The sequence below is a fragment of the Leifsonia araucanica genome (genome assembly GCF_051161895.1).
Lineage (GTDB): Bacteria > Actinomycetota > Actinomycetes > Actinomycetales > Microbacteriaceae > Leifsonia.
In genome coordinates, this window is sequence record NZ_JBMBTW010000002.1 from 447,689 (window position 1) to 469,115 (window position 21,427).

Genomic DNA, 21,427 nt, shown 5'->3' on the forward strand with positions numbered 1-21,427 from the left:
GGGCGCCAAGGATGCGCAGGTAACGTTGATCGGATGCGACGCAGAGCCATCGTCATCCCGATCATCGCCGTGGTCGTCGTCGGCGTGCTCGCCGGCGCAGCGGCCTTCGCGTGGTCGGCGACCTCGAACGCGCGTCACGACTCCCAGGACGGCCGCCCCGTCGCCGCGCGCGAGACACCGACGCCCACGCCCACCGTCGACCCGTTCCCGGATGAGCAGCTCACCCCGGAGACCCGCTATGTCGCGCTCGGCGACTCGTTCGCGGCCGGGATGGGCGCGGGCGGCGAGACGGGCAAGTGCGTGAGCAGTCCGAAGAGCTACCCGGACGTGTTCGCCGAGGAGTCCGGCGTCGACCTGATCGCGAACGCGTCGTGCAGCGGCGCCACCACCTCCGACCTGCTCAAGCGGCAGCTGATCGCCCTCGACGACCGCACCGACCTCGTCACCCTCAGCATCGGAGGCAACGACCTCGGCGTCGCGGACATCGCGTCCGACTGCGCGGCGGGCAAGGCCATCCCGTGCCGCAACGAACTGTCGAGCGCGCTCTCCCTGCTGAACGTGCTCCCCGACCGGCTGGATGCGGTCTACGCGGCGGTCGCGAAGGCCGCGCCGAACGCGCGCATCGTCGTCACCGGCTACGCGGTCATGTACGACGCCTCCGACCCCAACGCTCCGGACTTCGGGATGGCTGCCGCCATCAACGCGGCGACTATCGGCCTCAACGAGGTCATCCGCACCGCGGTCGACGAGCAGAGGGCGAAAGGCGTCCCGATGACGTTCGTCGGCGTCGACTTCGATGGGCACGGCATCGGCAACAAGAGCCCGTGGGTCAACACCTCGGGGTTCGCCGCCTTCCACCCGACGGCCGCCGGATACCGCGAGTACGCGCGGGCGCTCGTCAGGACGCTGGGGAAGGCGCAGTAGCCGACCCCGTGTGCTCGCGGGCGAACGCGGCGGTCTCGCGGAGCATCCCGAGCCGTTCGTCGTCGGTGCGTGCCTTGCGGGTGTTGACCTCGGCGACGATGCTGCCTGACCAGCGACGGTCGGCGAGCATCCTCAGCACCTCGGCGACCGGTTCACCCCCGTGGCCGGGGAGGAGGTGCTCGTCGAACACGCGGTTCTCGTCGAGCGGGCCCGACCCGTCGCAGAGGTGGACGTGGCGCAGACGGTCGCCGAGTTCGGTGGCCAGGGCGAGGGAGTCGACGCCGCTCAGCGCGGCGTGCGAGAAGTCGAGCGTGACCGCGTCGCAGTCCATCGCCGCCGGGTTCCAGCCGTGGGAGTACGCGGCGAGCGCCCGGCCTGCCAGCTTCCACGGGAACATGTTCTCCACCGCGATGGCGACGCCGCTCGCGTCGGCGGTCTCGCGGACGATCGCCAGGAAGTCCTCCGCATAGCCGGACTGCCAGCGGAACGGTGGATGCACGACCACGGTGTCCGCGCCGACCTCCGCCGCCAGCTCGGCCGACTTCTCCAGCTTCACGCGCGGGTCGCGGCCCCAGACGAAGTGCGTCAGGAGCAGCACGGGCGCGTGGATGGAGAGGATGGGCATCCGGTAGCTGTCGGAGAGGGCGAGCAGCGCATCCGGGGACTGGGTGGTCTCGTCGCGGGTGACCATCACCTCGACGCCGTCGAAGCCCGCCTCGGCTGCCAGGCGGAAACCGTGCTCGACGGCCAGCGGGTAGACGCACGACGTGCTCATGCCGATTCGCATCACGCGCGACACTGTACCCACGCGCGCTGAACGCAGCATGACCGCCGTGCGAACGTGAGCCGCGCCGCCGCCGCGCCGCTGCTGGCCCGCCGCCGGGCCGCCGCCCCTGGGGAGGGCTAGAACACGCTGGTACCCTGGCATACAGTGCGCAATGGCCGCGACCCGACGGATTGGACACACCATCTCACCCCACCGAACCTCCTCCACCAGCACGGAAACGACGACGGACACCGAGACGTACGATCTCGTCATCGTCTCCAACAGACTCCCCGTCGACCGGGTCACCGACGACGACGGAACGGCCAGCTGGCGGCCGTCTCCCGGGGGACTCGTCGCCGCTCTGGAGCCCGTCATGCGGGCGGAGGACGGCGTCTGGATCGGCTGGGCGGGCGTCGCTGACGAGGACATCGACCCGTTCGAGGCGGACGGCATCAACATCCTGCCCGTGCGCCTCAGCGAGCAGGACCTGCAGGAGTACTACGAGGGCTTCTCCAACGACACCCTCTGGCCGCTCTACCACGACGTGATCGCGCAGCCGAGCTTCCACCGCGAGTGGTGGGACACCTACGTGAAGGTCAACCAGCGCTTCGCCGATGCCGCCGCCGCCGTGTCGGCGAAGGGCGCCGTTGTCTGGGTGCACGACTACCAGCTGCAGCTCGTCCCCGCCATGCTGCGGGCACAGCGCCCGGACCTCGTGATCGGCTTCTTCAACCACATCCCATTCCCGCCCTACGGCATCTACTCGCAGCTGCCGTGGCGCAGGCAGATCATCGACGGCCTGCTCGGCGCGGACGTGATCGGTTTCCAGCGCGTCGCGGACGCCGGCAACTTCTCCCGCGCCGTCCGCCGGCTGAAGGGGTACGAGACGCGCGGCCCCATCATCGAGGTGCCGATCGACACCGACGATCCGGATGCCGGGTCGCACCGTCACGTGACCACCAACAAGCACGGGGGACTGGCCCGCACCGTCCTCGCCAGGCAGTTCCCGATCTCGATCGACGCCGAGCGGTACCAGGAGCTGGCGAAGCGGCCGGAGATCCAAGAGCGCGCCAGGCAGATCAGGGAAGAGCTCGGCAACCCGGAGAAGATCCTGCTCGGCGTCGACCGACTCGACTACACGAAGGGCATCGGGCACAGGCTCAAGGCGTTCGGCGAACTCCTCGCGGAGGGCAAGCTCGACTCGGAGCACGTCACGCTCGTTCAGGTCGCCAGCCCCAGCCGCGAGCGCGTCGAGACGTACATGCAGCTGCGCGACGAGATCGAGCTGACCGTCGGCCGCATCAACGGCGACTACTCCACCCTCGGCCACACCGCGATCGCATACCTGCACCACGGCTACCCGCGCGAGGAGATGGTCGCCCTCTACCTCGCGGCGGATGTGATGCTCGTCACCGCCCTCCGTGACGGGATGAACCTGGTCGCCAAGGAGTACGTCGCGACCCGCGCGGACGACGACGGCGTGCTGGTGCTCAGCGAGTTCGCCGGGGCGTCGGACGAACTGCGCCAGGCGCTCCTCATCAACCCGCACGACATCGAGGGGCTGAAGGAGACCATCCAGCAGGCGATCGCGATGCCGAGGAGGGAGAGGACACGCAGGATGCGCGCCCTGCGCAAGCGCGTCCTCACCAACGACGTGGCCAAGTGGTCCGCATCCTTCCTGGATGCTCTGACGCGCAGCGCGCACGGAGACCACCCGTTGCAGAACCCGCCCGTCAACCGGCGCTGACCGGCGCGTACCCAGCCGCAGTATCACCTGAGAAAGAAGCATGACAGAGACAGCCCCCGCAACACCGTCCGCCTCCGCCGTCGCCCTCGTCGACGCCCTCCGCGCGTTCGCGTCGGAGGAGCGCGTCCTCCTCGCCCTGGACTTCGACGGCACGCTCGCGCCGTTCGTCGACCGTCCCAAAGCGGCCAGGATGCTCCCGCAGGCCAAGGAGGCGCTCGACAGGCTCGAAGCGCTGCCGAACACCTGGGTCGCGTACATCTCCGGCCGACCGCTGTCGAGCCTCGAGATCGTGACGGAGGCCGATCCGGATGCGCTGCTCATCGGCTCGCACGGCGTCGAGATCCGGTTCGGCCGCGACGGCGTATCGCTCGACCTCAGCATCGACGAGCAGGAGACGCTGCAGAAGCTCGGAGACGTGCTCGGCGCGCTCGTGTCGTCCACGGAGGGAACGCGCCTGGAGACCAAGCCCGTCGGCTACGGCGTCCACTACCGGCTGCTCGGCGAGGAGGAGGGCAAGGAGGTGGTCGAGGCCGCGTACGCCGCTGCCGCCTCGGTCAGCGACACGCTCACCATCCGCGACGGCAAGGACATCATCGAGTTCTCGGTGCGCGGCGCCAACAAGGGCGACGGCATCGAGCGCCTGCGCGAGTACACGAAGGCGACGGCCGTGCTGTTCGCCGGAGACGACGTGACGGACGAGGACGGCTTCGCGGTGCTCCGCCCGGGCGCCGGGGACGTCGGCATCAAGGTGGGCGAAGGGGAGACGGCAGCGCAGTTCCGCCTCGCCGACGAGACCGCCGTCGCGACGATGCTGAGCCTGCTCGCGGACGCCAGGCAGTCCTCCACAGCCTGACCTCTTCGCGGGTTATCCACCGGTCTCGGTCATATGTTCAGAGCGGCATCCCGAACGTCCTAGAGTTGATCCATGCCAGACATCGATTGGAAACCGCGTTCGCGCGTCGTCACCGACGGAATCGAAGCAACCACGAGCCGCGGGATGCTTCGGGCTGTCGGAATGGGCGACGCCGACTGGGAGAAGCCGCAGATCGGAATCGCGAGCTCCTGGAACGAGATCACCCCCTGCAACCTGTCGCTCGACCGCCTCGCACAGGGCGCGAAAGAGGGCGTCCACTCCGGTGGGGGATACCCGCTGCAGTTCGGCACGATCTCCGTCTCCGACGGCATTTCGATGGGCCACGAGGGCATGCACTTCTCCCTCGTCTCGCGTGAGGTCATCGCCGACTCCGTCGAGACCGTCATGATGGCGGAACGCCTCGACGGCACCGTTCTGCTCGCCGGCTGCGACAAGTCGCTCCCCGGCATGCTGATGGCCGCGGCGCGTCTCGACCTCTCCGCCGTCTTCCTCTACGCGGGCTCGATCGCCCCCGGCTGGGTCAAGCTCTCCGACGGCACGGAGAAGGACGTCACGATCATCGACTCCTTCGAGGCCGTCGGCGCCTGCAAGGCGGGCAAGATGAGCGAAGAAGACCTCAAGCGCATCGAGTGCGCCATCGCCCCGGGCGAGGGTGCCTGTGGCGGCATGTACACCGCCAACACCATGGCCTCCGTCGCAGAGGCGCTCGGCATGAGCCTCCCCGGCTCGGCAGCGCCGCCCTCGGCAGACCGCCGCCGCGACTACTTCGCCCACCGCTCGGGCGAGGCCGTGGTCAACCTGCTGAAGCTCGGCATCACCGCGCGCGACATCCTCACCAAGAAGGCGTTCGAGAACGCCATCGCGGTGGCCATGGCGTTCGGCGGCTCCACCAACGTCGTGCTCCACCTGCTCGCCATCGCCCGCGAGGCGGAGGTCGACCTCACGATCGACGACTTCAACCGCATCGGAGACAAGGTCCCGCACATCGGCGACCTCAAGCCGTTCGGCAAGTACGTGATGAACGACGTCGACCGTCACGGCGGCGTCCCCGTCGTCATGAAGGCGCTGCTCGACGCCGGTCTCCTGCACGGCGACTGCCTCACCGTCACCGGCAAGACCGTCGCGGAGAACCTCGCAGAGATCAACCCGCCCGCTCCGGACGGCGAGGTCATGCGCAGCCTCGACAACCCCATCCACGCCACTGGCGGCATCACGATCCTCAAGGGGTCGTTCGCTCCGGAGGGCGCCGTCGTCAAGACCGCGGGCTTCGACGCCGAGGTCTTCGAGGGTCCCGCCCGCGTGTTCGAGCGCGAGCGCGGAGCAATGGATGCTCTGACGGAAGGCACGATCAAGGCCGGCGACGTCGTGGTCATCCGCTACGAGGGTCCGAAGGGCGGCCCGGGGATGCGCGAGATGCTCGCCATCACCGCCGCCATCAAGGGCGCGGGCCTCGGCAAGGATGTACTACTATTGACGGACGGACGATTCTCAGGCGGCACAACCGGCCTCTGCATCGGCCACATAGCACCCGAAGCGGTGGACGCAGGTCCCATCGCCTTCGTGCGCGATGGTGATCTGATACGGGTCGATATCGCGGCTCGCTCCCTCGACCTACTTGTCGATGAGTCAGAGCTGACCGCCCGCCGTGAAGGCTGGGCGCCTCTTCCCCCGCGCTATACCCGTGGCGTTCTCGCGAAGTACTCCAAGCTCGTGCACTCCGCTGCGGAGGGCGCGGTCACGGGGTAGCTCCGCTTCCTCGCATCATCCGTTTCGTACGTAAGGGACTCGCCCACACATGTCCTCGGAACCCAGTTCTCCTAGTACCGTGTTGCCATCCGCGACGCCTGGAAAGGCGTCGCCCGAATCGCTGACGGGCTCCCAGTCCGTCGTCCGCACCCTGGAACTCCTCGGCGTCACCGACGTCTTCGGGCTCCCGGGTGGAGCCATCCTCCCCATCTACGACGCGATCATGGACTCCACCAAGATCCGTCACATCCTGGTCAGGCACGAGCAGGGCGCCGGCCACGCCGCAGAGGGCTACGCCTCGTCGAGCAATAAGGTCGGCGTGGCGATGGCCACCTCCGGTCCCGGAGCGACCAACCTCGTCACGGCCATCATGGACGCCCACATGGACTCGGTCCCCGTGGTGTTCATCACGGGCCAGGTCTTCTCCACCCTGATGGGTACGGATGCGTTCCAGGAGGCGGACATCGTCGGCATCACGATGCCGATCACCAAGCACTCCTTCCTGGTGAAGCGCGCGGAGGACATCCCGTCCACCATCGCAGCGGCGTACCACATCGCGGGAACCGGCCGTCCCGGCCCGGTGCTCGTCGACATCACCAAGGACGCGCAGCAGAACACGGTGCCGTTCATCTGGCCGCCCAAGGTCGACCTGCCCGGCTACCGTCCGATCACCAAGGCGCACGGCAAGCAGATCCTCGCGGCGGCGCAGCTGCTCGCCGAGGCGAAGAAGCCGATCCTCTACGTGGGCGGCGGCGTCATCCGCTCCCGCGCGTCCCAGGAGCTCCTCGAGCTCGCCGAGGTCACCGGGGCGCCCGTCACCACCACGCTGATGGCGCGCGGCGCGTTCCCCGACTCCCACAAGCAGCACCTCGGCATGCCCGGGATGCACGGCACCGTCCCCGCGGTGCTCGCGCTCCAGGAGTCCGACCTCATCGTGTCGCTCGGCGCGCGGTTCGACGACCGCGTCACCGGCAACACCTCGCTGTTCGCTCCGAACGCGAAAGTCGTCCACGTCGATGTCGACCCGGCTGAGATCTCCAAGATCCGGATCGCCGACGTGCCCATCGTCGGCGATGCCAAAGACGTCATCGTCGATCTGACCGCCGCCTTCAAAGAGGCCGCGAAAGACCAGGCGCCCGACACTGTCGAATGGTGGACGTACCTGAACGGGCTCCGCGAGGAGTTCCCGCTCGGGTTCTCGCCGACGACGGACGGCCTGCTCGCCCCGCAGCACATCATCCAGCGGATCGGCGAGCTGACCGGACCGGAGGGCATCTACACCGCCGGGGTCGGCCAGCACCAGATGTGGGCGGCGCAGTTCATCAAGTACGAGCGGCCGAACGCGTGGCTCAACTCGGGTGGGGCTGGCACGATGGGATACTCGGTGCCCGCCGCGATGGGTGCCAAGGTGGCCCAGCCCGACCGCGTGGTGTGGTCGATCGACGGCGACGGCTGCTTCCAGATGACCAATCAGGAACTCGCCACCTGCACGATCAACAACATCCCGATCAAAGTCGCGATCATCAACAACTCGTCGCTCGGCATGGTCCGCCAGTGGCAGACGCTGTTCTACGACGGCCGGTACTCCAACACCGACCTGAACACCGGCCACGACACCGTGCGCGTCCCCGACTTCGTGAAGCTGGCAGAGGCGTACGGCGCTCTCGGCATCCGCGTCACCAAGGAAGAGGAAGTGGATGCGGCGATCAAGCTGGCGCTGGAGACCAACGACCGTCCCGTGGTCATCGACTTCGTCGTGAGCGCGGACGCGATGGTCTGGCCGATGGTTCCGCAGGGCGTCAGCAACAGCTACGTCCAGTACGCCCGCGACCACAGCCCCGCCTTCGGAGAGGAGTAGACATGAGCACGCACGTTCTGAGCCTCCTCGTCGAGGACAAGCCGGGTCTGCTGACCCGTGTTGCCGGTCTGTTCGCGCGCCGCGGCTTCAACATCGAATCCCTGGCGGTGGGTACGAGCGAGGTCGACGGCCTCTCCCGCATCACGGTCGTCGTCGACGTCGAAGACCTGCCGCTCGAACAGGTCACCAAGCAGCTGAACAAGCTGATCAACGTCATCAAGATCGTGGAGCTCGACCCTGCGCAGTCCGTGCAGCGCGAGCACCTGCTGATCAAGGTGCGCGTCGACAACACCACCCGCTCGCAGGTGCTCGAAGCCGTCAACCTGTTCCGCGCCCGCGTCGTCGACGTGGCCACGGACGCCCTCGTGATCGAGGTCACGGGTGACAGCGGAAAGACCCAGGCGCTGCTCAAGGTGCTCGAACCGTACGGGATCAAGGAGATGGCGCAGTCCGGCCTCCTCGCGATCGGCCGCGGCTCGAAGTCCATCACCGAGCGCGTTTTCAAGAACTAACCGTTTCTGCAGAACCACACGAACAAGGAGAATCCCCCAGTGGCTGAGATCTACTACGACAACGATGCTGACCTGTCGATCATCCAGGGCAAGAAGGTCGCCGTCATCGGCTACGGCTCGCAGGGTCACGCGCACGCGCAGAACCTCCGCGACTCCGGCGTCGAGGTCGTCATCGGCCTCAAGGAGGGCTCGAAGTCGAAGCCCAAGGCCGAAGAGGCAGGCTTCCAGGTCCTGAGCGCCGCGGACGCGGCGAAGTGGGCCGACGTCATCGTCATCCTCGCGCCGGACCAGGTGCAGCGTCACCTCTACGCCGACGACATCCAGCCGAACCTCGAAGAGGGCAACGCGCTCGTCTTCGGCCACGGCTTCAACATCCGCTTCGGCTACATCGAGGCCCCGGAGGGCGTCGACGTCATCATGGTCGCCCCGAAGGGCCCGGGCCACACCGTGCGCCGCGAGTACGAGGCCGGCCGTGGCGTCCCCGTGATCGTCGCCGTCGAGAAGGACGCCACCGGCAACGCGTGGCCCCTCGTCCTCAGCTACGCCAAGGGCATCGGCGGCCTCCGCGCCGGCGGCATCAAGACCACCTTCACCGAGGAGACCGAGACCGACCTGTTCGGTGAGCAGGCCGTGCTCTGCGGCGGTGTCTCGCAGCTCGTCCAGTACGGTTTCGAGACCCTGACCGAGGCGGGCTACCAGCCGCAGGTCGCATACTTCGAGGTTCTGCACGAGCTCAAGCTCATCGTGGACCTGATGTGGGAGGGAGGCATCGCCAAGCAGCGCTGGAGCGTCTCCGATACCGCTGAGTACGGCGACTACGTCTCCGGCCCGCGCGTCATCGACCCGCACGTCAAGGAGAACATGCAGGCCGTTCTCGCCGACATCCAGTCCGGCGCGTTCGCCGAGCGTTTCATCGCCGACCAGGATGCAGGGGCGCCGGAGTTCCTCGCTCTCCGCAAGAAGGGCGAGCAGCACCCGATCGAGGCCACCGGCCGCGAGCTGCGCAAACTGTTCGCCTGGAACGCGTCGAACGACGACGACTACGTCGACGGCGAGGTCGCGCGCTGATCGTCGCCTAGCGACCGACTGGCTACTCTGAAGAGGTGCCGCTTCCGCCCCGGCGGAGGTCGGCACCTCTTCTGCTTTTCACGCTCTAATCGCGCGCGTTCCACGCTCGCGCCCACACCCCGGAGGTTCCCGTGTCCCGTCGTCTCGCCGTCGAGATCGCTGTCCAGGACAGGGCGGGCGTTCGCGTCGCCCTGGAGGCGGGCGCCCACCGCATCGAGCTCTGCTCCGCGCTCGGCGTCGGCGGCCTCACGCCCTCCGCCGGCCTCATCGAGGCGGCGGTCGCCGAAGCGCAGAGCGCGGGGCACGACGGTTTCGTGCACGTCCTGATCCGCCCCCGCGCCGGAGGTTTCGTCTACGACGCCGACGAGGTGGAGCTGGCGCTGGCCGACATCCGCTACGCCAGGCGCGCAGGCGCATCCGGTGTCGTGGTGGGCGCGCTGGACGCCGTCGGGGCCGTGGACACGGACGCGGTCGCCCGCTTCGTCGCCGAGGCCGGCGACCTCGACGTCACCTTCCACCGCGCCATCGACATCGCGCCGGACCCTCTCGGCGCCCTCGACACGCTCGCCGCGCTCGGCGTCCGCCGCATCCTGACGTCCGGAGGAGCATCCCGCAGCATCGACGGCGTCGGGATGCTCGCCGCCCTCGCCGCCGAGTCCGCCGGCCGCGTGCAGGTGATGGCAGGCGGGGGAGTCGGCGTCACCGACATCGCAGGCATCGCGGCGACCGGCGTGGATGCGGTGCACCTCTCGGCGCGCACGACCGTGACGGGCTCGCCGTCCGGCCCCGGCGGCGGTGCGGCCTCGTACGACGTGACGGACGCCGCGGTCGTGCGGGAGGCACTGGCCGCCGCGTACTGAGCGGGGGAGCGTGCGGCGGCGGCAACGCGGCCGCGCCGTGTCAGCGGTGCCGCGCCAACGCATCCGGTGCGCGGGGTCAGAGCGGGTACGTCACCGCGGCCGCGGCGAGCAGCGCGAGCGCCACGACGCCGGGGACCACGCGCAGCAGGTGGAACGACACCCAGCGGTCGCGGTGTGCGCGCCAGTTGGGTGGGAGCGTGTCGACGGTCCAGGATTCGATGGTCTTGACGATCGGCACCTCGACCGCCATCGTCACCACCAGGGTGAGCGCAAGGAGCACGAACGCGACCGCAACCAGGATGAGCGTGACCGGATGCCCGAACGCCGCGACCGCGACCGCGGCCGCCACCACGAGCAGCGCGAGCGGCATCAGCACGGTCATCACGGGAGCGAGGTTCGCGCTGAGCCGCGCGACGAGCGGCAGGAGCACAGCAGGCTCGAACGTCGCGATGGTGCGGGTGAGCGCGATCCACGGCCCCCAGTACACGCCGACGACCAACCCCACCAGCACGATGCCGGCCACCAGAAGAGCGGACACGCTGACTCCTTTCGATAATTACAGTGACAGTATAAATATGGTTGCTGTAAAATCAATGGCATGAGCGACCGAACGGTGGTCTGGGACCACGACGACGCGGGGGAGCAGCTCGGCCTCCGCGAGCAGAAGAAGCGCAGGATGCGTCGGCTGCTGTCCGACACCGCCACCGAACTGTTCGTCGAGCGCGGGTTCGCGGCGGTCCAGGTCGCAGAGATCGCCCGCGTCTGCGGCGTCTCCGAGAAGACGGTGTTCAACTACTTCCCCAGCAAAGAGGCCCTGCTGCTCGACCGCGGCGACGCCACCGAGGCAGGACTGCGACGCGCGCTGGCCGACCACACCACCCCGGCCGCCGCCGCGGTCGCGACGATGCTCGACCGGGAACTCGGACGTCTCACCGACTGGATCGCCGCCCAACCGGATGAGCGCGCGGCATACGACAAGACCGCCAGGTTCGGCGCCCTCATCGCCGAGACGCCGTCGTTGCGCGCCCACCAGCGCGAGCAACAGGATGCGCTGGTCGCCCTGGCCGCCGAGTCGCTCGCCGCCCGCTACGGCTTCGAAGCCGCCGACCCTGAGCCACAGATCGCGGCCACGGCGCTCGTCGGGCTGACCGACATCCAGGCCGTCGCCCTGCGCCGCGAACTCGCGGCGCGCACACCGGTCGCGCACCTGCGCGCGGCGGTCGCCGCCGACGTGACCCGCGCGGCCACCGTTGTCGCCGGGCTGGAGGCTTCCCTCAGAGCTCGCTGAAGACGCGCGGCGCGATCAGCGACCCGGCGCGGGATGCACCGGAGGCGGCCTTCAGAGCGCGCAGAACACGCACAGCGCAATCAGCAGCACCTGCAGCAGCAGGCGCGGGATGAGCGGGGTGCCGAACGCGCCGAACCGTTCCTTGTGCCGCGCCGCGTACGCGTTGGCGGGGAACACCGCGACGAGGAACACCGCGAGGCAGATCGCCGCCGCCACCCGCGTCCACGGCACGAGCAGGCCGATGCCGCCCGCCAGCTCGCACACACCCGTCAATACGACGAGGACGCTTGGACTGAACGGCGCACCCCAGCGCATCCTGGGCGGGATCATCGCGGCCATTCCGCGGGCGGGCCCGGGAACGAAGTGCAGGACGCCCATCCCCACGAACACGCACGCGAGCGCGATCCGCACGACGAGCTGGACGGTTTCGAAGGCGGTCACGCCTCCCAGTCTGCCCTGCCTTCCACAGTGCGCCGCGCGCGAGGCGAGCCAAACGCGCGGTTTCTGGCGCACGGATCGTCATTCCTGCATGAGTCGTGCGTGCCGTGGGGCGCTGGACGCGGAGGTGTTGACGGGCCGCGCAGCCAGACGTAACGCGGCGAAAGGCACCCCCGCCCAGCCGGTAGAGTTGTTGCGATCCGCGCCCCAATGGCCAGTGGCGCTTTCTCCCAAGTCTGCTCCGAAACTAAGGAACTGCCACGTGACAAAGCCGGTCGTGCTGATCGCCGAAGAACTTTCGCCCGCCACCGTCGACGCCCTCGGGCCGGACTTCGACATCCGCAGTGTGGACGGGACCGACCGGGCTGCTCTGCTCTCCGCGGTGGCCGACGCCGACGCCATCCTGGTGCGGTCGGCGACCAAGGTCGACGCAGAGGTCATCGGCGGCGCTCCCAAGCTGCGCGTCATCGCGCGTGCAGGTGTCGGGCTCGACAACGTCGACATCAAGGCGGCGACCAACGCCGGTGTCATGGTCGTGAACGCGCCGACCTCCAACATCATCTCCGCCGCCGAGCTCACCGTCGGCCACATCCTCAGCCTCGCCCGGCACATCCCCGCCGCGCACAACGCGCTGGCGCAGGGGCAGTGGAAGCGTTCGAAGTACACCGGCACCGAGGTTTACGAGAAGACCGTCGGCATCATCGGGCTGGGCCGCATCGGCGCGCTCATCACCGCGCGCCTGCAGGCGTTCGGCACCCGCGTGATCGCGTTCGACCCGTACGTCACCTCCGCCCGTGCTCAGCAGCTGGGCGTTCAGCTGGTCACGCTCGACGAGCTGCTCGCCGAGGCCGACTTCATCACCATCCACATGCCGAAGACGCCGGAGACCACCGGCATGATCAGCGACGACCAGCTCGCGCTGATGAAGCCGACCGCGTTCATCGTCAACGTCGCCCGCGGCGGGCTGATCGACGAGGATGCGCTCTACCGCGCCCTGTCCACCAACTCCATCGCCGGCGCCGGGCTCGACGTGTTCGTCAGTGAGCCGCCCACCGAGTCTCCGCTGCTCGCGCTCGAGAACGTCGTCGTCACCCCGCACCTCGGCGCATCCACCGACGAGGCGCAGGAGAAGGCCGGCGTGTCCGTCGCCAAGTCTGTGCGGCTGGCGCTGTCCGGCGAACTGGTCCCGGATGCGGTCAACGTCGCCGGCGGCGTCATCGACCCGTACGTGCGCCCCGGCATCCCGCTGGTCGAGAAGCTCGGCCAGGTGTTCTCCGGTCTCGCCCACAGCCCGCTCACCAGCGTGGACGTCGAGGTGCGCGGCGAACTGGTCGACTACGACGTGAGCGTGCTCAAGCTCGCCGCGCTGAAGGGCATCTTCACCAACGTCGTCAGCGAGACCGTCTCGTACGTGAACGCACCGCTGCTCGCCGAGCAGCGCGGCATCGAGGTGCGCCTCATCACCGACTCGGTCAGCGAGGAGTACCGCAACCTGATCACCCTGCGCGGCGCGCTCAGCGACGGCTCGCAGGTGTCGGTGTCCGGCACGCTCACCGGCACGAAGCAGATCGAGAAGGTCGTCGAGATCAACGGCTACGACGTGGAGGTCCCGATCGCGGAGCACCTCATCGTCATGGTCTACGACGACCGTCCCGGCATCGTCGCCGTCTACGGCCAGGAGTTCGGCGAGGCGGAGATCAACATCGCCGGCATGCAGATCGCCAGGACCTCCGCGGGCGGCAAGGCGCTCAGCGTGCTCACGGTCGACTCGCGCATCCCGGATGGGCTGCTCGAGAAGGTGCGCATCGCCATCGACGCCGACCTGATGCAGGAGATCGACATCACCGAGTCCTGACCGGACCCGCACTCGTTCCCGCTCCGTCCGAGCGGAGTCTCCGGCCGCCACGCCGCCGAGGACTCCGCTCGGGCGGAGTTTCGTCGTTCTGCCGGCCGCTTCTCCGCGAGAACGGATGCACCCGAGGAGGCAGGCGCAGAAAAAAGTGGGGCGGGCTGTCGATTTTCGCGGTTGACTGACGTCGTAGTGGTGTTCACACCGATGCGCGCGAGCGCGAGACGTAAGGAGACATCATGTCCGACGAGTACGTTCTGCTGATCAAGGAACCGAACTGGGACCCGGCCGCGATGACCGAGGAGCAGTGGGCGGCAGGCATGGCCGGCCACCGGGCGTTCCAGGATGCGGTGGTCGCCGCCGGCGAGAAGATCGTCGCGAGCGCCGCCCTGCAGCCGATCAGCGCAGCCACCAGGATCACCCCGAGGGACGGCGACAGCCCGCTCTTCACCGACGGGCCGTTCGGCGAGACCAAGGAGGTCGTCACCGGGTTCTACAGCTTCACCGCCGCCACCCCGCAGCAGGCCCGCGAGCTGGCTGCGCTCGTGCCGACGGAGGGCTGGAACGAGCTGTTCCCAGTCCTCGTCCTGAGCTCGGTCAACTGATTGTGCCGGTGGTCACCGCTTGCTTGAATGGGCTGTGACCACCGCCACCGAGCGTGCCTTCCGCACGGATGCGCCGCGCATCCTGGGCGCTGTCGCCCGCTCGACCGGCGACCTCCAGGTCGCGGAGGACGCCGTGCAGGAGGCGTTCGCCCGCGCCGTCGCCGAAGAAGCGGCCGGACGGGAGCCCGCGAACGCCGCCGCCTGGATCACGACGGTGGCCAAGCGCATCGCCGTCGACATGCGGCGGCGCGAGGGCACCGCCGTTCGCGCGGCGCCGATGCTCGCCGCCGAGGCTGCGCGCGCGGCCGACCGGCAGGCGGAGATCGACATGCAGGCTGACGAGGTGTTCACCGGCGACGAGCGACTGGAGCTGATCCTGCTCGTCTGCCACCCGGACGTCGCAGAGGAGACGCGGGTGGCCCTCGCGCTGCGTTTCGTCTGCGACGTGCCGACGGCGCAGGTCGCGGAGGTGTTCCTGGTGCAGGAGCCGACGATGGCCGCGCGGCTCACGCGGGCCAAGAAGCGCATCCACGACTCCCGGCTGCGGTTCACCGCCGGCGACGACGCGGCTCTGACGGCGAGGCTCCCGGATGCGCTCACCACCGTCTACCTGCTCTACACCGTCGGCCACGCCCGCGCGGACGGACGGCTCCGCACCGACGCGATCGAGCTGGCCAGGGACGCGTACCGCCTCCGCCCCCACGACGAGGAGGCGGCTGCGCTGCTCGCCCTGCTGCTGCTCACCGAGGCGCGGCAGACGACCAGGATCTCCGACGCCGACGAGTTCGTCACGCTCGCAGACGCCGACCGGTCGCGCTGGAACGCGGGGATGCTGGCGGAGGGGGAGCGCCTCGCCACCGTCGCGCTGAGCGGGGCGGCCGGGCTGCCCGGCCGGTTCGCGCTGCAGGCGGCCATCGCCGGGCTGCACGGCATCGCGCCGACCTGGGAGGCCACGGACTGGCCGGCGATCGCCCGGCTCTACGACGGGCTCGTGCTGGGGTGGCCGTCCGCTGCCGCGCAGCTCGGGCGCGTCGTGGCGCGCGGCTACAGCGCGGACGCGGGGCCGGAGGCGGCGCTCGCCGACCTGGATGCGCATCCCGAGCTGTTCGACGGGGTGGTCGCCGCGCAGGCGCTCGCGGTGCGCGCCGACCTGCTGCGGCTGGCGGGGGACGCGCGGGCGGCGGACGCGTACGCCGCGGCGATCGAGGCCGCCCAGGATGCGCGGGTGCGGCGGTTCCTGCAGGCCCGGCTCGAGGGGCTCGGCTCCTAGGAGTCGGCCAGCCGCTTCACCAGCTCGATCACCCTGTCCATGTCCGTCTCACTGCGCAGGACCGCGTTCGTGTCCGGCAGGAGAGCGGTGTTGTAGTACATCCCGTCGCCGATCAGCATGATGATGCGGGCCACGAGCGGGTCGCCGACCGACGATTCGAGGATGGACAGCCAGGAGCGCTGCATCGCGGACAGCGCATCCCGTGCCCTGCTGTCCGCACTCTGGGCGAGGCGGGCGACGGCGACGATGGAGCGTTCGAGGTCGTTGTCGGTGGGCACCGAGGTGCGGATGAAGTAGGCGACGGGGCCTTCCGGGGCGGAGCGCATCCGGTCGAGGTCGGCGTCGACGTGCGCGCTCAGCCGGGCGAGGACGCCGTCGACCATCGCGTCCTTCGAGGCGAAGTGGTAGAGCAGGCCGCCCTTGGAGACGCCGGCGCGGGCGGCGACGGCGTCGAGGGTCGCGGCGCGTTCGCTCTGCTCGGCGAGCAGTTCCTCGAACGCGTCGAGGATGCGGTCGCGGGCGGAGGGGGTTTCTGCCATGTGCACATGGTAGCCGCTCCGGCTTGCTTACTGTACCGTCCAGACGGTACAGTTGCTACATGTCCACGCCGAGCATCATCACGCCAACGCCCGCCGTCGCGCCCCGCGCCGGTGCGCGTCAATGGGTGGCGCTCGCTGTGCTGATGCTTCCCGTGCTGCTGGTCTCCGTCGACAACACGGTGCTCAGCTTCGCGCTGCCCGCCATCTCCCAGGCGCTCGAACCGAGCGGCACGGGGATGCTCTGGATCATCGACGCGTATCCGCTCGTGCTCGCGGGACTCCTCGTCTCGATGGGCAGCCTCGGCGACCGGATCGGCCGCCGCAAGCTGCTGCTGATCGGCGCCACCGGGTTCGCCGTCGTCTCCGTCGGCGCCGCCTTCGCGCCGACGACCGAGTGGCTCATCGCCGCGCGCGCCAGCCTCGGGTTCTTCGGCGCGATGCTGATGCCGTCCACGCTGTCGCTGCTGCGCAGCATCTTCACCGACCGGGAGCAGCGCAGGCTCGCCATCGCCGTCTGGGCATCCGGGTTCGCGGCCGGCTCGGCCCTCGGCCCGATCGTCGGTGGCGTGCTCATCGAGCACTTCTGGTGGGGATCGGTGTTCCTGCTTGCTGTGCCCGTGCTCATCCCGTTGCTCGTGCTCACCCCGCTGCTGGTACGCGAGTCTCGCGACCCGAACCCCGGGCCGATCGACGTCCCGAGCATCCTGCTGTCGCTGCTGACGATGGCGCCCATCGTGTACGGGATCAAGTCGCTCGCCTCCGACGGACTCTCCGTGGCCGGGGTGCTCGCCATCGTGATCGGGGCCGTGTCCGGCTGGCTGTTCGTGCGCAGGCAGCTGCGCAGGCCCATCCCGATGCTCGACATGCGGCTGTTCCGGCGGGCGTCGTTCAGCGGCGCCGTGCTGATCAACCTGCTGAGTGTGGTGTCGCTCGTTGGCTACCTTTTCTTCGTGTCGCAGCATCTGCAGCTGGTGCTCGGCCTCAGCCCGATCGACGCCGGCCTCGTGCTCATCCCCGGTCTCGCCACGATGATCGTGGCCGGACTGGTGGTGGTGCCGATCGCGCGGCGCGTGCGGGCGGCGATCGTGGTGCCCGTCGCGCTGCTGATCTCGGCGGTCGGCTACCTCGTGGTCGCCCTGTCGGGTGGGGATGCGCAGGCCGGGGTGCTCATCCTGTCGTTCGTCCTGCTCGGGCTCGGGATCGGCGCGGCCGAGACGGTCTCGAATGAGCTGATCCTGACGAGCGCTCCCGCCGAGAAGGCCGGTGCGGCCTCCGCAGTGTCGGAGACGGCGTACGAACTGGGCGCCGTGCTCGGAACGGCGACGCTCGGCACCATCCTCACCGCGTCGTACCGTTCGGCGGTGGTGCTGCCGGACGGCCTCACCAGCGCGCAGGCGCACGCGGCGGGGGAGACCCTCGGCGGTGCGACGACCGTGGCCGGTCAGCTGCCCGGCGACCTGGGCGAGCAGCTGCTGGCGTCCGCGCGCGCCGCGTTCGACTCCGGCGTCGCCCTGACCGCCGGCATCGGCGTCGGGCTCATGGTGGCCGCGGCGGCCCTCGCGGTGTTCTCGCTGCGGAAGATCGGGCGCTGACGCGGATCCGGGCGCTGACGCGCATCCGGCTGGCGCGCATCCACCCGGTCGCTCGCCGGTAGTCTGGGATGGTCCGCCCGCAACGAACAGCAGGAGTGCCATGTCCGAGTCCCCGTCCGTCGTCAAGCTCGCCGTCATCCCGGGAGACGGGATCGGACCGGAGGTCGTCGCCGAGGCGGTCAAGGTGCTCGACGCCGTCACGGAGGGCAGCGGACTCACCTTCTCGAAGACCCCGTTCTCGCTGGGCGCTCAGCGCTACCTCGAGACCGGCGACGTGCTCACCGACACCGATCTGGATGCGATCAAGCAGCACGACGCCATCCTGCTCGGCGCCGTCGGCGGCGTGCCGGGCGACCCCCGCCTCGCCGGGGCCAACATCGAGCGCGGGCTGCTGCTGAAGCTCCGCTTCACGCTCGACCACTACGTCAACCTGCGCCCGACCACGCTGTTTCCCGGCATCGCCAGCCCGCTCGCCGACCCGGGCGACGTCGACTTCGTCGTCGTGCGCGAGGGCACCGAGGGACCGTACGTCGGCAACGGCGGCGCCATCCGCCAGGGAACGCCGCACGAGATCGCCAACGAGGTCTCCGTGAACACGGCGTACGGCGTCGAGCGCGTCGTCCGCTACGCCTTCGACCAGGCGGAGCAGCGCAGCAAGAAGCTCACGCTCGTGCACAAGACCAACGTGCTCACCTTCGCCGGCTCGCTCTGGAAGCGGATCGTGGACGCTGTCGCCGCCGAGCATCCGGAGGTGGCGGTCGACTATCTGCACGTCGACGCCGCCACGATCTTCCTGGTCACGAATCCTGCTAGATTTGACGTGATCGTCACAGACAACCTCTTCGGCGACATCCTCACCGATCTCGCGGCCGCAATCAGCGGCGGCATCGGACTGGCGGCCTCGGGCAACATCAACCCTGCAGGCGAATTCCCCAGCATGTTCGAGCCGGTTCACGGATCGGCCCCCGACATCGCAGGCCAGCAGAAGGCCGACCCCACCGCTGCGATCCTCTCCGTAGCACTCCTGCTCCGACACCTCGGACGGGTGGAGCTCGCGGAGCGGGTGGAGCAGGCGGTGACCGCCGACCTCGCCAGCCGCGGCACAGCATCCCGCGCCACCGCCGAAATCGGCGACGCGATCGCCACCGCCGTGGCGCAGAATTAGTTCATCCGCTTCGAACGAGCGCAGCGCAAAGGATTCTCATGACATCTCCGACCAGCATCACCCTCACGGGAGCACCGACCCCCAGCGGTCTCGCTTTCGCCGTCACCAGGAACGAGGAGGCGCGCAGCGCAGCCGAGCGTGAGGAGATCCTCGCGAACCCGGGCTTCGGCAACTACTTCACCGACCACATGGTGGACCTGTGCTGGTCGGTCAAGGGTGGCTGGCACCGGCCGCGCGTCTCGCCGTACGGCCCGATCCAGCTGGAGCCGTCCGCCGCCGTCCTGCACTACGCGCAGGAGATCTTCGAGGGTCTGAAGGCCTACCGTCACGAGGACGGCTCGGTCTGGACCTTCCGCCCGGAGGCGAACGCCGCCAGGATGCAGCGCTCGGCATACCGCCTTGCGCTGCCGGAGCTCCCGGTCGACTACTTCATCGACTCGCTCAAGCAGCTCATCGCCGTGGACGGCGACTGGGTGCCGAGCCAGCCGGAGACGAGCCTCTACCTGCGTCCCTTCATGTTCGCCAAGGAGGCGTTCCTCGGCGTCCGCCCGGCGAACAAGGTCGCCTACTACCTGATCGCGAGCCCGGCCGGCGCGTACTTCTCCGGCGGAGTGAACCCGGTCTCGATCTGGCTCTCCGACCACTGGTCCCGCGCGGGCAAGGGCGGAACGGGAGCGGCGAAGACCGGAGGCAACTACGCGTCCAGCCTGCTTCCCCAGGCCGAAGCGGCCGAGCACGGCTGCGCGCAGGTGCTGTTCCTCGACTCGGTGGAGGGCAAGTACCTGGAAGAGCTTGGCGGGATGAACGTGGTGCTCGTCTACAAGGACGGCACCCTGGTGACCCCCGAGTCCGACAGCATCCTGGAGGGCATCACCCTCGAGTCCGTGCTGCAGCTGGCCCGCGACCGCGGTCACAAGGTCGAGCAGCGCAAGGTGACGATCGACGAGTGGCGCGTCGGCGTGGAGTCCGGCGACATCGTCGAGGTGTTCGCCTGCGGCACCGCCGCCGTGATCACCCCGATCGGCGAGCTCAAGTCGGACACGTTCACCGTCGGCGACATCACCGCCCCTCCCGGGGAGCTCACGATGTCGCTGCGCGAGGAGCTCACCGACATCCAGTACGGCCGCGTGCGCGACCGCCACAACTGGATGATGCGTCTCGACGGCTAGGAGCCTGACGGCCCCGGCCCTGCGCTTCCGCGATCCTTCGCGGGAAGCGCGTCGCCGGCCCGTGCGACGTCGTCGGGCGAGTTCCAGAGGTGGAAGGCCACCCGGGCACGCCCGGCGCGTCCGGACGCCCGGATGCCGGAGGCGGTGAGGGCGGCGAGATCGGAGCCGTCCGCATCCGGCCAGGTGACGATCGCCTGACCGAGGGCCGGAAGGCCGAGGCGGTCGCAGAGGGCGTCGCCGAGGCTGCTCGTGTATGCGTGCACCGCGTTCTGATCGAGCCCGGCGAAGAATGCGAGCGCGGCGGCGGTGCCCGGCCAGACCGGCCAGGCGGGGGAGACGTCGAAGCGGCGCGCATCCCGGGCCAGGTGCATGTCCGGGCCGTAGCAGGACGCCCAGGGATCGTCTCCGGCGAACCAGCCGGCCTGCGCGGGTCGCAGCTCGTCGAGCATCCGGTCGCCCACGGTGAGGAAGGCCGAGCCGCGCGGGGCGCACAGCCACTTGTAGGCGTGGCAGGCGGTGAGGTCGAACCGGGAGGCGTCGACCGGGAGCCAGCCGACGGCCTGGGTGAGGTCGGCGAAGGTGAGCGCGCCGTGCGTGGCCGCGGCGGCGATGATCGCGTCGGCGTCCGCGACAGCCCCCGTCGCTGACTGCACGAGCGAGAAGGCGACCAGCCTGGTGCGCGGGCCGATGGCGTCGGCGACGCGGTCGAGCGGCGCGTGCACGACGGTGACGCGCCTGTGCTTCTGCGCGAGGAACGGGAAGACCATCGAGCTGAAGTCGCCGTCGACGCAGACCACCTCCGCGCCGTCCGGGACGGATGCGGCGACGGTCGCGGCGATGGCGGAGACCTGCGAGCCGATCGCCACCCGGTCGGCCGGGACGCCGACGATGCTGCTGAAGGTGGCCCGCGCCTCCTCGACGGCGGCGCCGTACGCGGCCGGGGTGGCCTCTCCGCGCTCCCAGGCGTCCAGCTCGGCCCGGGATGCGCTGAGCGTCGCCCGCAGCGGAAGGCCCTGCGTGCACGCGGCCAGGTAGCCGGCCCCGCCGACGAAGGCGGCTCGCGCATCGCCGAGCGGCTGCGGAACGATGACGGGTGCTGGCATGCCTCCAGCGTGCCGATCCCGAACCTATTCGAGAAGAGCAGGTGTTGAATCGTA

Annotated in this window: 20 protein-coding genes; 15 read left to right on the forward strand and 5 right to left on the reverse strand. The window is 69.5% G+C overall.

Annotated features, from left to right (window positions below):
* Positions 1–33 precede the first annotated feature (33 nt).
* Positions 34–924 (forward strand): SGNH/GDSL hydrolase family protein, encoded by an 891-nt coding sequence (locus ACN6M5_RS02110; protein WP_434948343.1) that lies wholly within the window; start codon positions 34–36, stop codon positions 922–924.
* Here ACN6M5_RS02110 and ACN6M5_RS02115 read toward each other — a convergent pair.
* The gene (locus tag ACN6M5_RS02115) at positions 899–1,711 is read right to left on the reverse strand and encodes a sugar phosphate isomerase/epimerase family protein (protein WP_434952298.1); all 813 of its coding nucleotides are present in this window, start codon (positions 1,709–1,711) and stop codon (positions 899–901) included. The two genes, ACN6M5_RS02110 and ACN6M5_RS02115, sit on opposite strands and share 26 nt — an antisense overlap.
* Before the next feature lie 151 nt (positions 1,712–1,862).
* Between ACN6M5_RS02115 and otsA the strand changes: the two genes are divergently transcribed.
* The 7 genes from otsA (at position 1,863) to ACN6M5_RS02150 (ending at position 10,355) form a co-directional block, all read left to right on the forward strand.
* Positions 1,863–3,437 carry an alpha,alpha-trehalose-phosphate synthase (UDP-forming) gene (otsA, locus tag ACN6M5_RS02120; RefSeq protein ID WP_085370260.1) on the forward strand — a complete coding sequence of 525 codons (1,575 nt, stop codon included), beginning with the start codon at positions 1,863–1,865 and terminating at the stop codon, positions 3,435–3,437.
* Between the two features lie 40 nt (positions 3,438–3,477).
* A complete protein-coding gene (otsB, locus tag ACN6M5_RS02125) occupies positions 3,478–4,290 on the forward strand; it encodes a trehalose-phosphatase (protein ID WP_434948344.1) in 813 nt (270 codons plus the stop codon).
* A 72-nt stretch (positions 4,291–4,362) separates the two neighbouring features.
* Complete coding sequence (gene ilvD, locus ACN6M5_RS02130) at positions 4,363–6,057, forward strand: dihydroxy-acid dehydratase (RefSeq protein ID WP_434948345.1); 1,695 nt, start codon at positions 4,363–4,365, stop codon at positions 6,055–6,057.
* 49 nt (positions 6,058–6,106) lie between these two features.
* Positions 6,107–7,915 carry an acetolactate synthase large subunit gene (locus tag ACN6M5_RS02135; RefSeq protein ID WP_247597363.1) on the forward strand — a complete coding sequence of 603 codons (1,809 nt, stop codon included), beginning with the start codon at positions 6,107–6,109 and terminating at the stop codon, positions 7,913–7,915.
* A gap of 2 nt (positions 7,916–7,917) precedes the next feature.
* Complete coding sequence (ilvN, locus tag ACN6M5_RS02140) at positions 7,918–8,427, forward strand: acetolactate synthase small subunit (protein WP_055892785.1); 510 nt, start codon at positions 7,918–7,920, stop codon at positions 8,425–8,427.
* A gap of 39 nt (positions 8,428–8,466) precedes the next feature.
* Positions 8,467–9,495, forward strand: a complete 1,029-nt coding sequence (gene ilvC / locus ACN6M5_RS02145; RefSeq protein ID WP_085370264.1) for a ketol-acid reductoisomerase — start codon at positions 8,467–8,469, stop codon at positions 9,493–9,495.
* A 131-nt stretch (positions 9,496–9,626) separates the two neighbouring features.
* The gene (locus tag ACN6M5_RS02150; protein ID WP_434948346.1) at positions 9,627–10,355 is read left to right on the forward strand and encodes a copper homeostasis protein CutC; all 729 of its coding nucleotides are present in this window, start codon (positions 9,627–9,629) and stop codon (positions 10,353–10,355) included.
* A 76-nt stretch (positions 10,356–10,431) separates the two neighbouring features.
* On the opposite strand, the gene ACN6M5_RS02155 is transcribed toward ACN6M5_RS02150, so the two are convergent.
* On the reverse strand, positions 10,432–10,893 hold the full coding sequence (locus ACN6M5_RS02155; protein ID WP_434948347.1) for an anthrone oxygenase family protein: 462 nt from the start codon (positions 10,891–10,893) through the stop codon (positions 10,432–10,434).
* A gap of 60 nt (positions 10,894–10,953) precedes the next feature.
* On the opposite strand from ACN6M5_RS02155, the gene ACN6M5_RS02160 reads away from it, so the two are divergent.
* Entirely contained in the window at positions 10,954–11,643 is a 690-nt protein-coding gene (locus ACN6M5_RS02160; protein ID WP_434948348.1) for a TetR/AcrR family transcriptional regulator, read from the forward strand.
* A 51-nt stretch (positions 11,644–11,694) separates the two neighbouring features.
* On the opposite strand, the gene ACN6M5_RS02165 is transcribed toward ACN6M5_RS02160, so the two are convergent.
* The gene (locus tag ACN6M5_RS02165; protein WP_434948349.1) at positions 11,695–12,084 is read right to left on the reverse strand and encodes a DoxX family protein; all 390 of its coding nucleotides are present in this window, start codon (positions 12,082–12,084) and stop codon (positions 11,695–11,697) included.
* A gap of 259 nt (positions 12,085–12,343) precedes the next feature.
* Here ACN6M5_RS02165 and serA point away from each other — a divergent pair, with 259 nt between their 5' ends.
* The 3 genes from serA (at position 12,344) to ACN6M5_RS02180 (ending at position 15,805) form a co-directional block, all read left to right on the forward strand.
* Entirely contained in the window at positions 12,344–13,936 is a 1,593-nt protein-coding gene (gene serA, locus ACN6M5_RS02170; RefSeq protein WP_085370271.1) for a phosphoglycerate dehydrogenase, read from the forward strand.
* A gap of 233 nt (positions 13,937–14,169) precedes the next feature.
* Complete coding sequence (locus ACN6M5_RS02175; RefSeq protein WP_434948350.1) at positions 14,170–14,535, forward strand: YciI family protein; 366 nt, start codon at positions 14,170–14,172, stop codon at positions 14,533–14,535.
* Positions 14,536–14,569: 34 nt separating this feature from the next.
* The gene (locus tag ACN6M5_RS02180) at positions 14,570–15,805 is read left to right on the forward strand and encodes an RNA polymerase sigma factor (RefSeq protein ID WP_434948351.1); all 1,236 of its coding nucleotides are present in this window, start codon (positions 14,570–14,572) and stop codon (positions 15,803–15,805) included.
* On the opposite strand, the gene ACN6M5_RS02185 is transcribed toward ACN6M5_RS02180, so the two are convergent.
* The gene (locus tag ACN6M5_RS02185; protein WP_143465954.1) at positions 15,802–16,344 is read right to left on the reverse strand and encodes a TetR/AcrR family transcriptional regulator; all 543 of its coding nucleotides are present in this window, start codon (positions 16,342–16,344) and stop codon (positions 15,802–15,804) included. The genes ACN6M5_RS02180 and ACN6M5_RS02185 overlap by 4 nt on opposite strands.
* Before the next feature lie 59 nt (positions 16,345–16,403).
* Between ACN6M5_RS02185 and ACN6M5_RS02190 the strand changes: the two genes are divergently transcribed.
* The 3 genes from ACN6M5_RS02190 (at position 16,404) to ACN6M5_RS02200 (ending at position 20,270) form a co-directional block, all read left to right on the forward strand.
* Complete coding sequence (locus ACN6M5_RS02190; protein WP_434948352.1) at positions 16,404–17,936, forward strand: MFS transporter; 1,533 nt, start codon at positions 16,404–16,406, stop codon at positions 17,934–17,936.
* Between the two features lie 100 nt (positions 17,937–18,036).
* The gene (locus ACN6M5_RS02195; protein WP_085370277.1) at positions 18,037–19,101 is read left to right on the forward strand and encodes a 3-isopropylmalate dehydrogenase; all 1,065 of its coding nucleotides are present in this window, start codon (positions 18,037–18,039) and stop codon (positions 19,099–19,101) included.
* 38 nt (positions 19,102–19,139) lie between these two features.
* Positions 19,140–20,270 (forward strand): branched-chain amino acid aminotransferase, encoded by a 1,131-nt coding sequence (locus ACN6M5_RS02200; protein ID WP_434948353.1) that lies wholly within the window; start codon positions 19,140–19,142, stop codon positions 20,268–20,270.
* Here the strand turns inward: ACN6M5_RS02200 and ACN6M5_RS02205 are convergent.
* Positions 20,267–21,373 carry an aminotransferase class V-fold PLP-dependent enzyme gene (locus ACN6M5_RS02205; protein ID WP_434948354.1) on the reverse strand — a complete coding sequence of 369 codons (1,107 nt, stop codon included), beginning with the start codon at positions 21,371–21,373 and terminating at the stop codon, positions 20,267–20,269. The genes ACN6M5_RS02200 and ACN6M5_RS02205 overlap by 4 nt on opposite strands.
* Between the last annotated feature and the right edge of the window lie 54 nt (positions 21,374–21,427).

Bases quoted from the DNA above. Each gene is read 5' to 3' on its own strand.
- ACN6M5_RS02110 (WP_434948343.1), top strand. From the start codon at position 34: ATGCGACGCAGAGCCATCGTCATCCCGATCATCGCCGTGGTCGTCGTC.
- ACN6M5_RS02115 (WP_434952298.1), bottom strand. From the start codon at position 1,711: ATGCGAATCGGCATGAGCACGTCGTGCGTCTACCCGCTGGCCGTCGAG.
- otsA (WP_085370260.1), top strand. From the start codon at position 1,863: ATGGCCGCGACCCGACGGATTGGACACACCATCTCACCCCACCGAACC.
- otsB (WP_434948344.1), top strand. From the start codon at position 3,478: ATGACAGAGACAGCCCCCGCAACACCGTCCGCCTCCGCCGTCGCCCTC.
- ilvD (WP_434948345.1), top strand. From the start codon at position 4,363: ATGCCAGACATCGATTGGAAACCGCGTTCGCGCGTCGTCACCGACGGA.
- ACN6M5_RS02135 (WP_247597363.1), top strand. From the start codon at position 6,107: ATGTCCTCGGAACCCAGTTCTCCTAGTACCGTGTTGCCATCCGCGACG.
- ilvN (WP_055892785.1), top strand. From the start codon at position 7,918: ATGAGCACGCACGTTCTGAGCCTCCTCGTCGAGGACAAGCCGGGTCTG.
- ACN6M5_RS02160 (WP_434948348.1), top strand. From the start codon at position 10,954: ATGAGCGACCGAACGGTGGTCTGGGACCACGACGACGCGGGGGAGCAG.
- ACN6M5_RS02175 (WP_434948350.1), top strand. From the start codon at position 14,170: ATGTCCGACGAGTACGTTCTGCTGATCAAGGAACCGAACTGGGACCCG.
- ACN6M5_RS02185 (WP_143465954.1), bottom strand. From the start codon at position 16,344: ATGGCAGAAACCCCCTCCGCCCGCGACCGCATCCTCGACGCGTTCGAG.
- ACN6M5_RS02190 (WP_434948352.1), top strand. From the start codon at position 16,404: ATGTCCACGCCGAGCATCATCACGCCAACGCCCGCCGTCGCGCCCCGC.
- ACN6M5_RS02195 (WP_085370277.1), top strand. From the start codon at position 18,037: ATGTCCGAGTCCCCGTCCGTCGTCAAGCTCGCCGTCATCCCGGGAGAC.
- ACN6M5_RS02200 (WP_434948353.1), top strand. From the start codon at position 19,140: ATGACATCTCCGACCAGCATCACCCTCACGGGAGCACCGACCCCCAGC.
- ACN6M5_RS02205 (WP_434948354.1), bottom strand. From the start codon at position 21,373: ATGCCAGCACCCGTCATCGTTCCGCAGCCGCTCGGCGATGCGCGAGCC.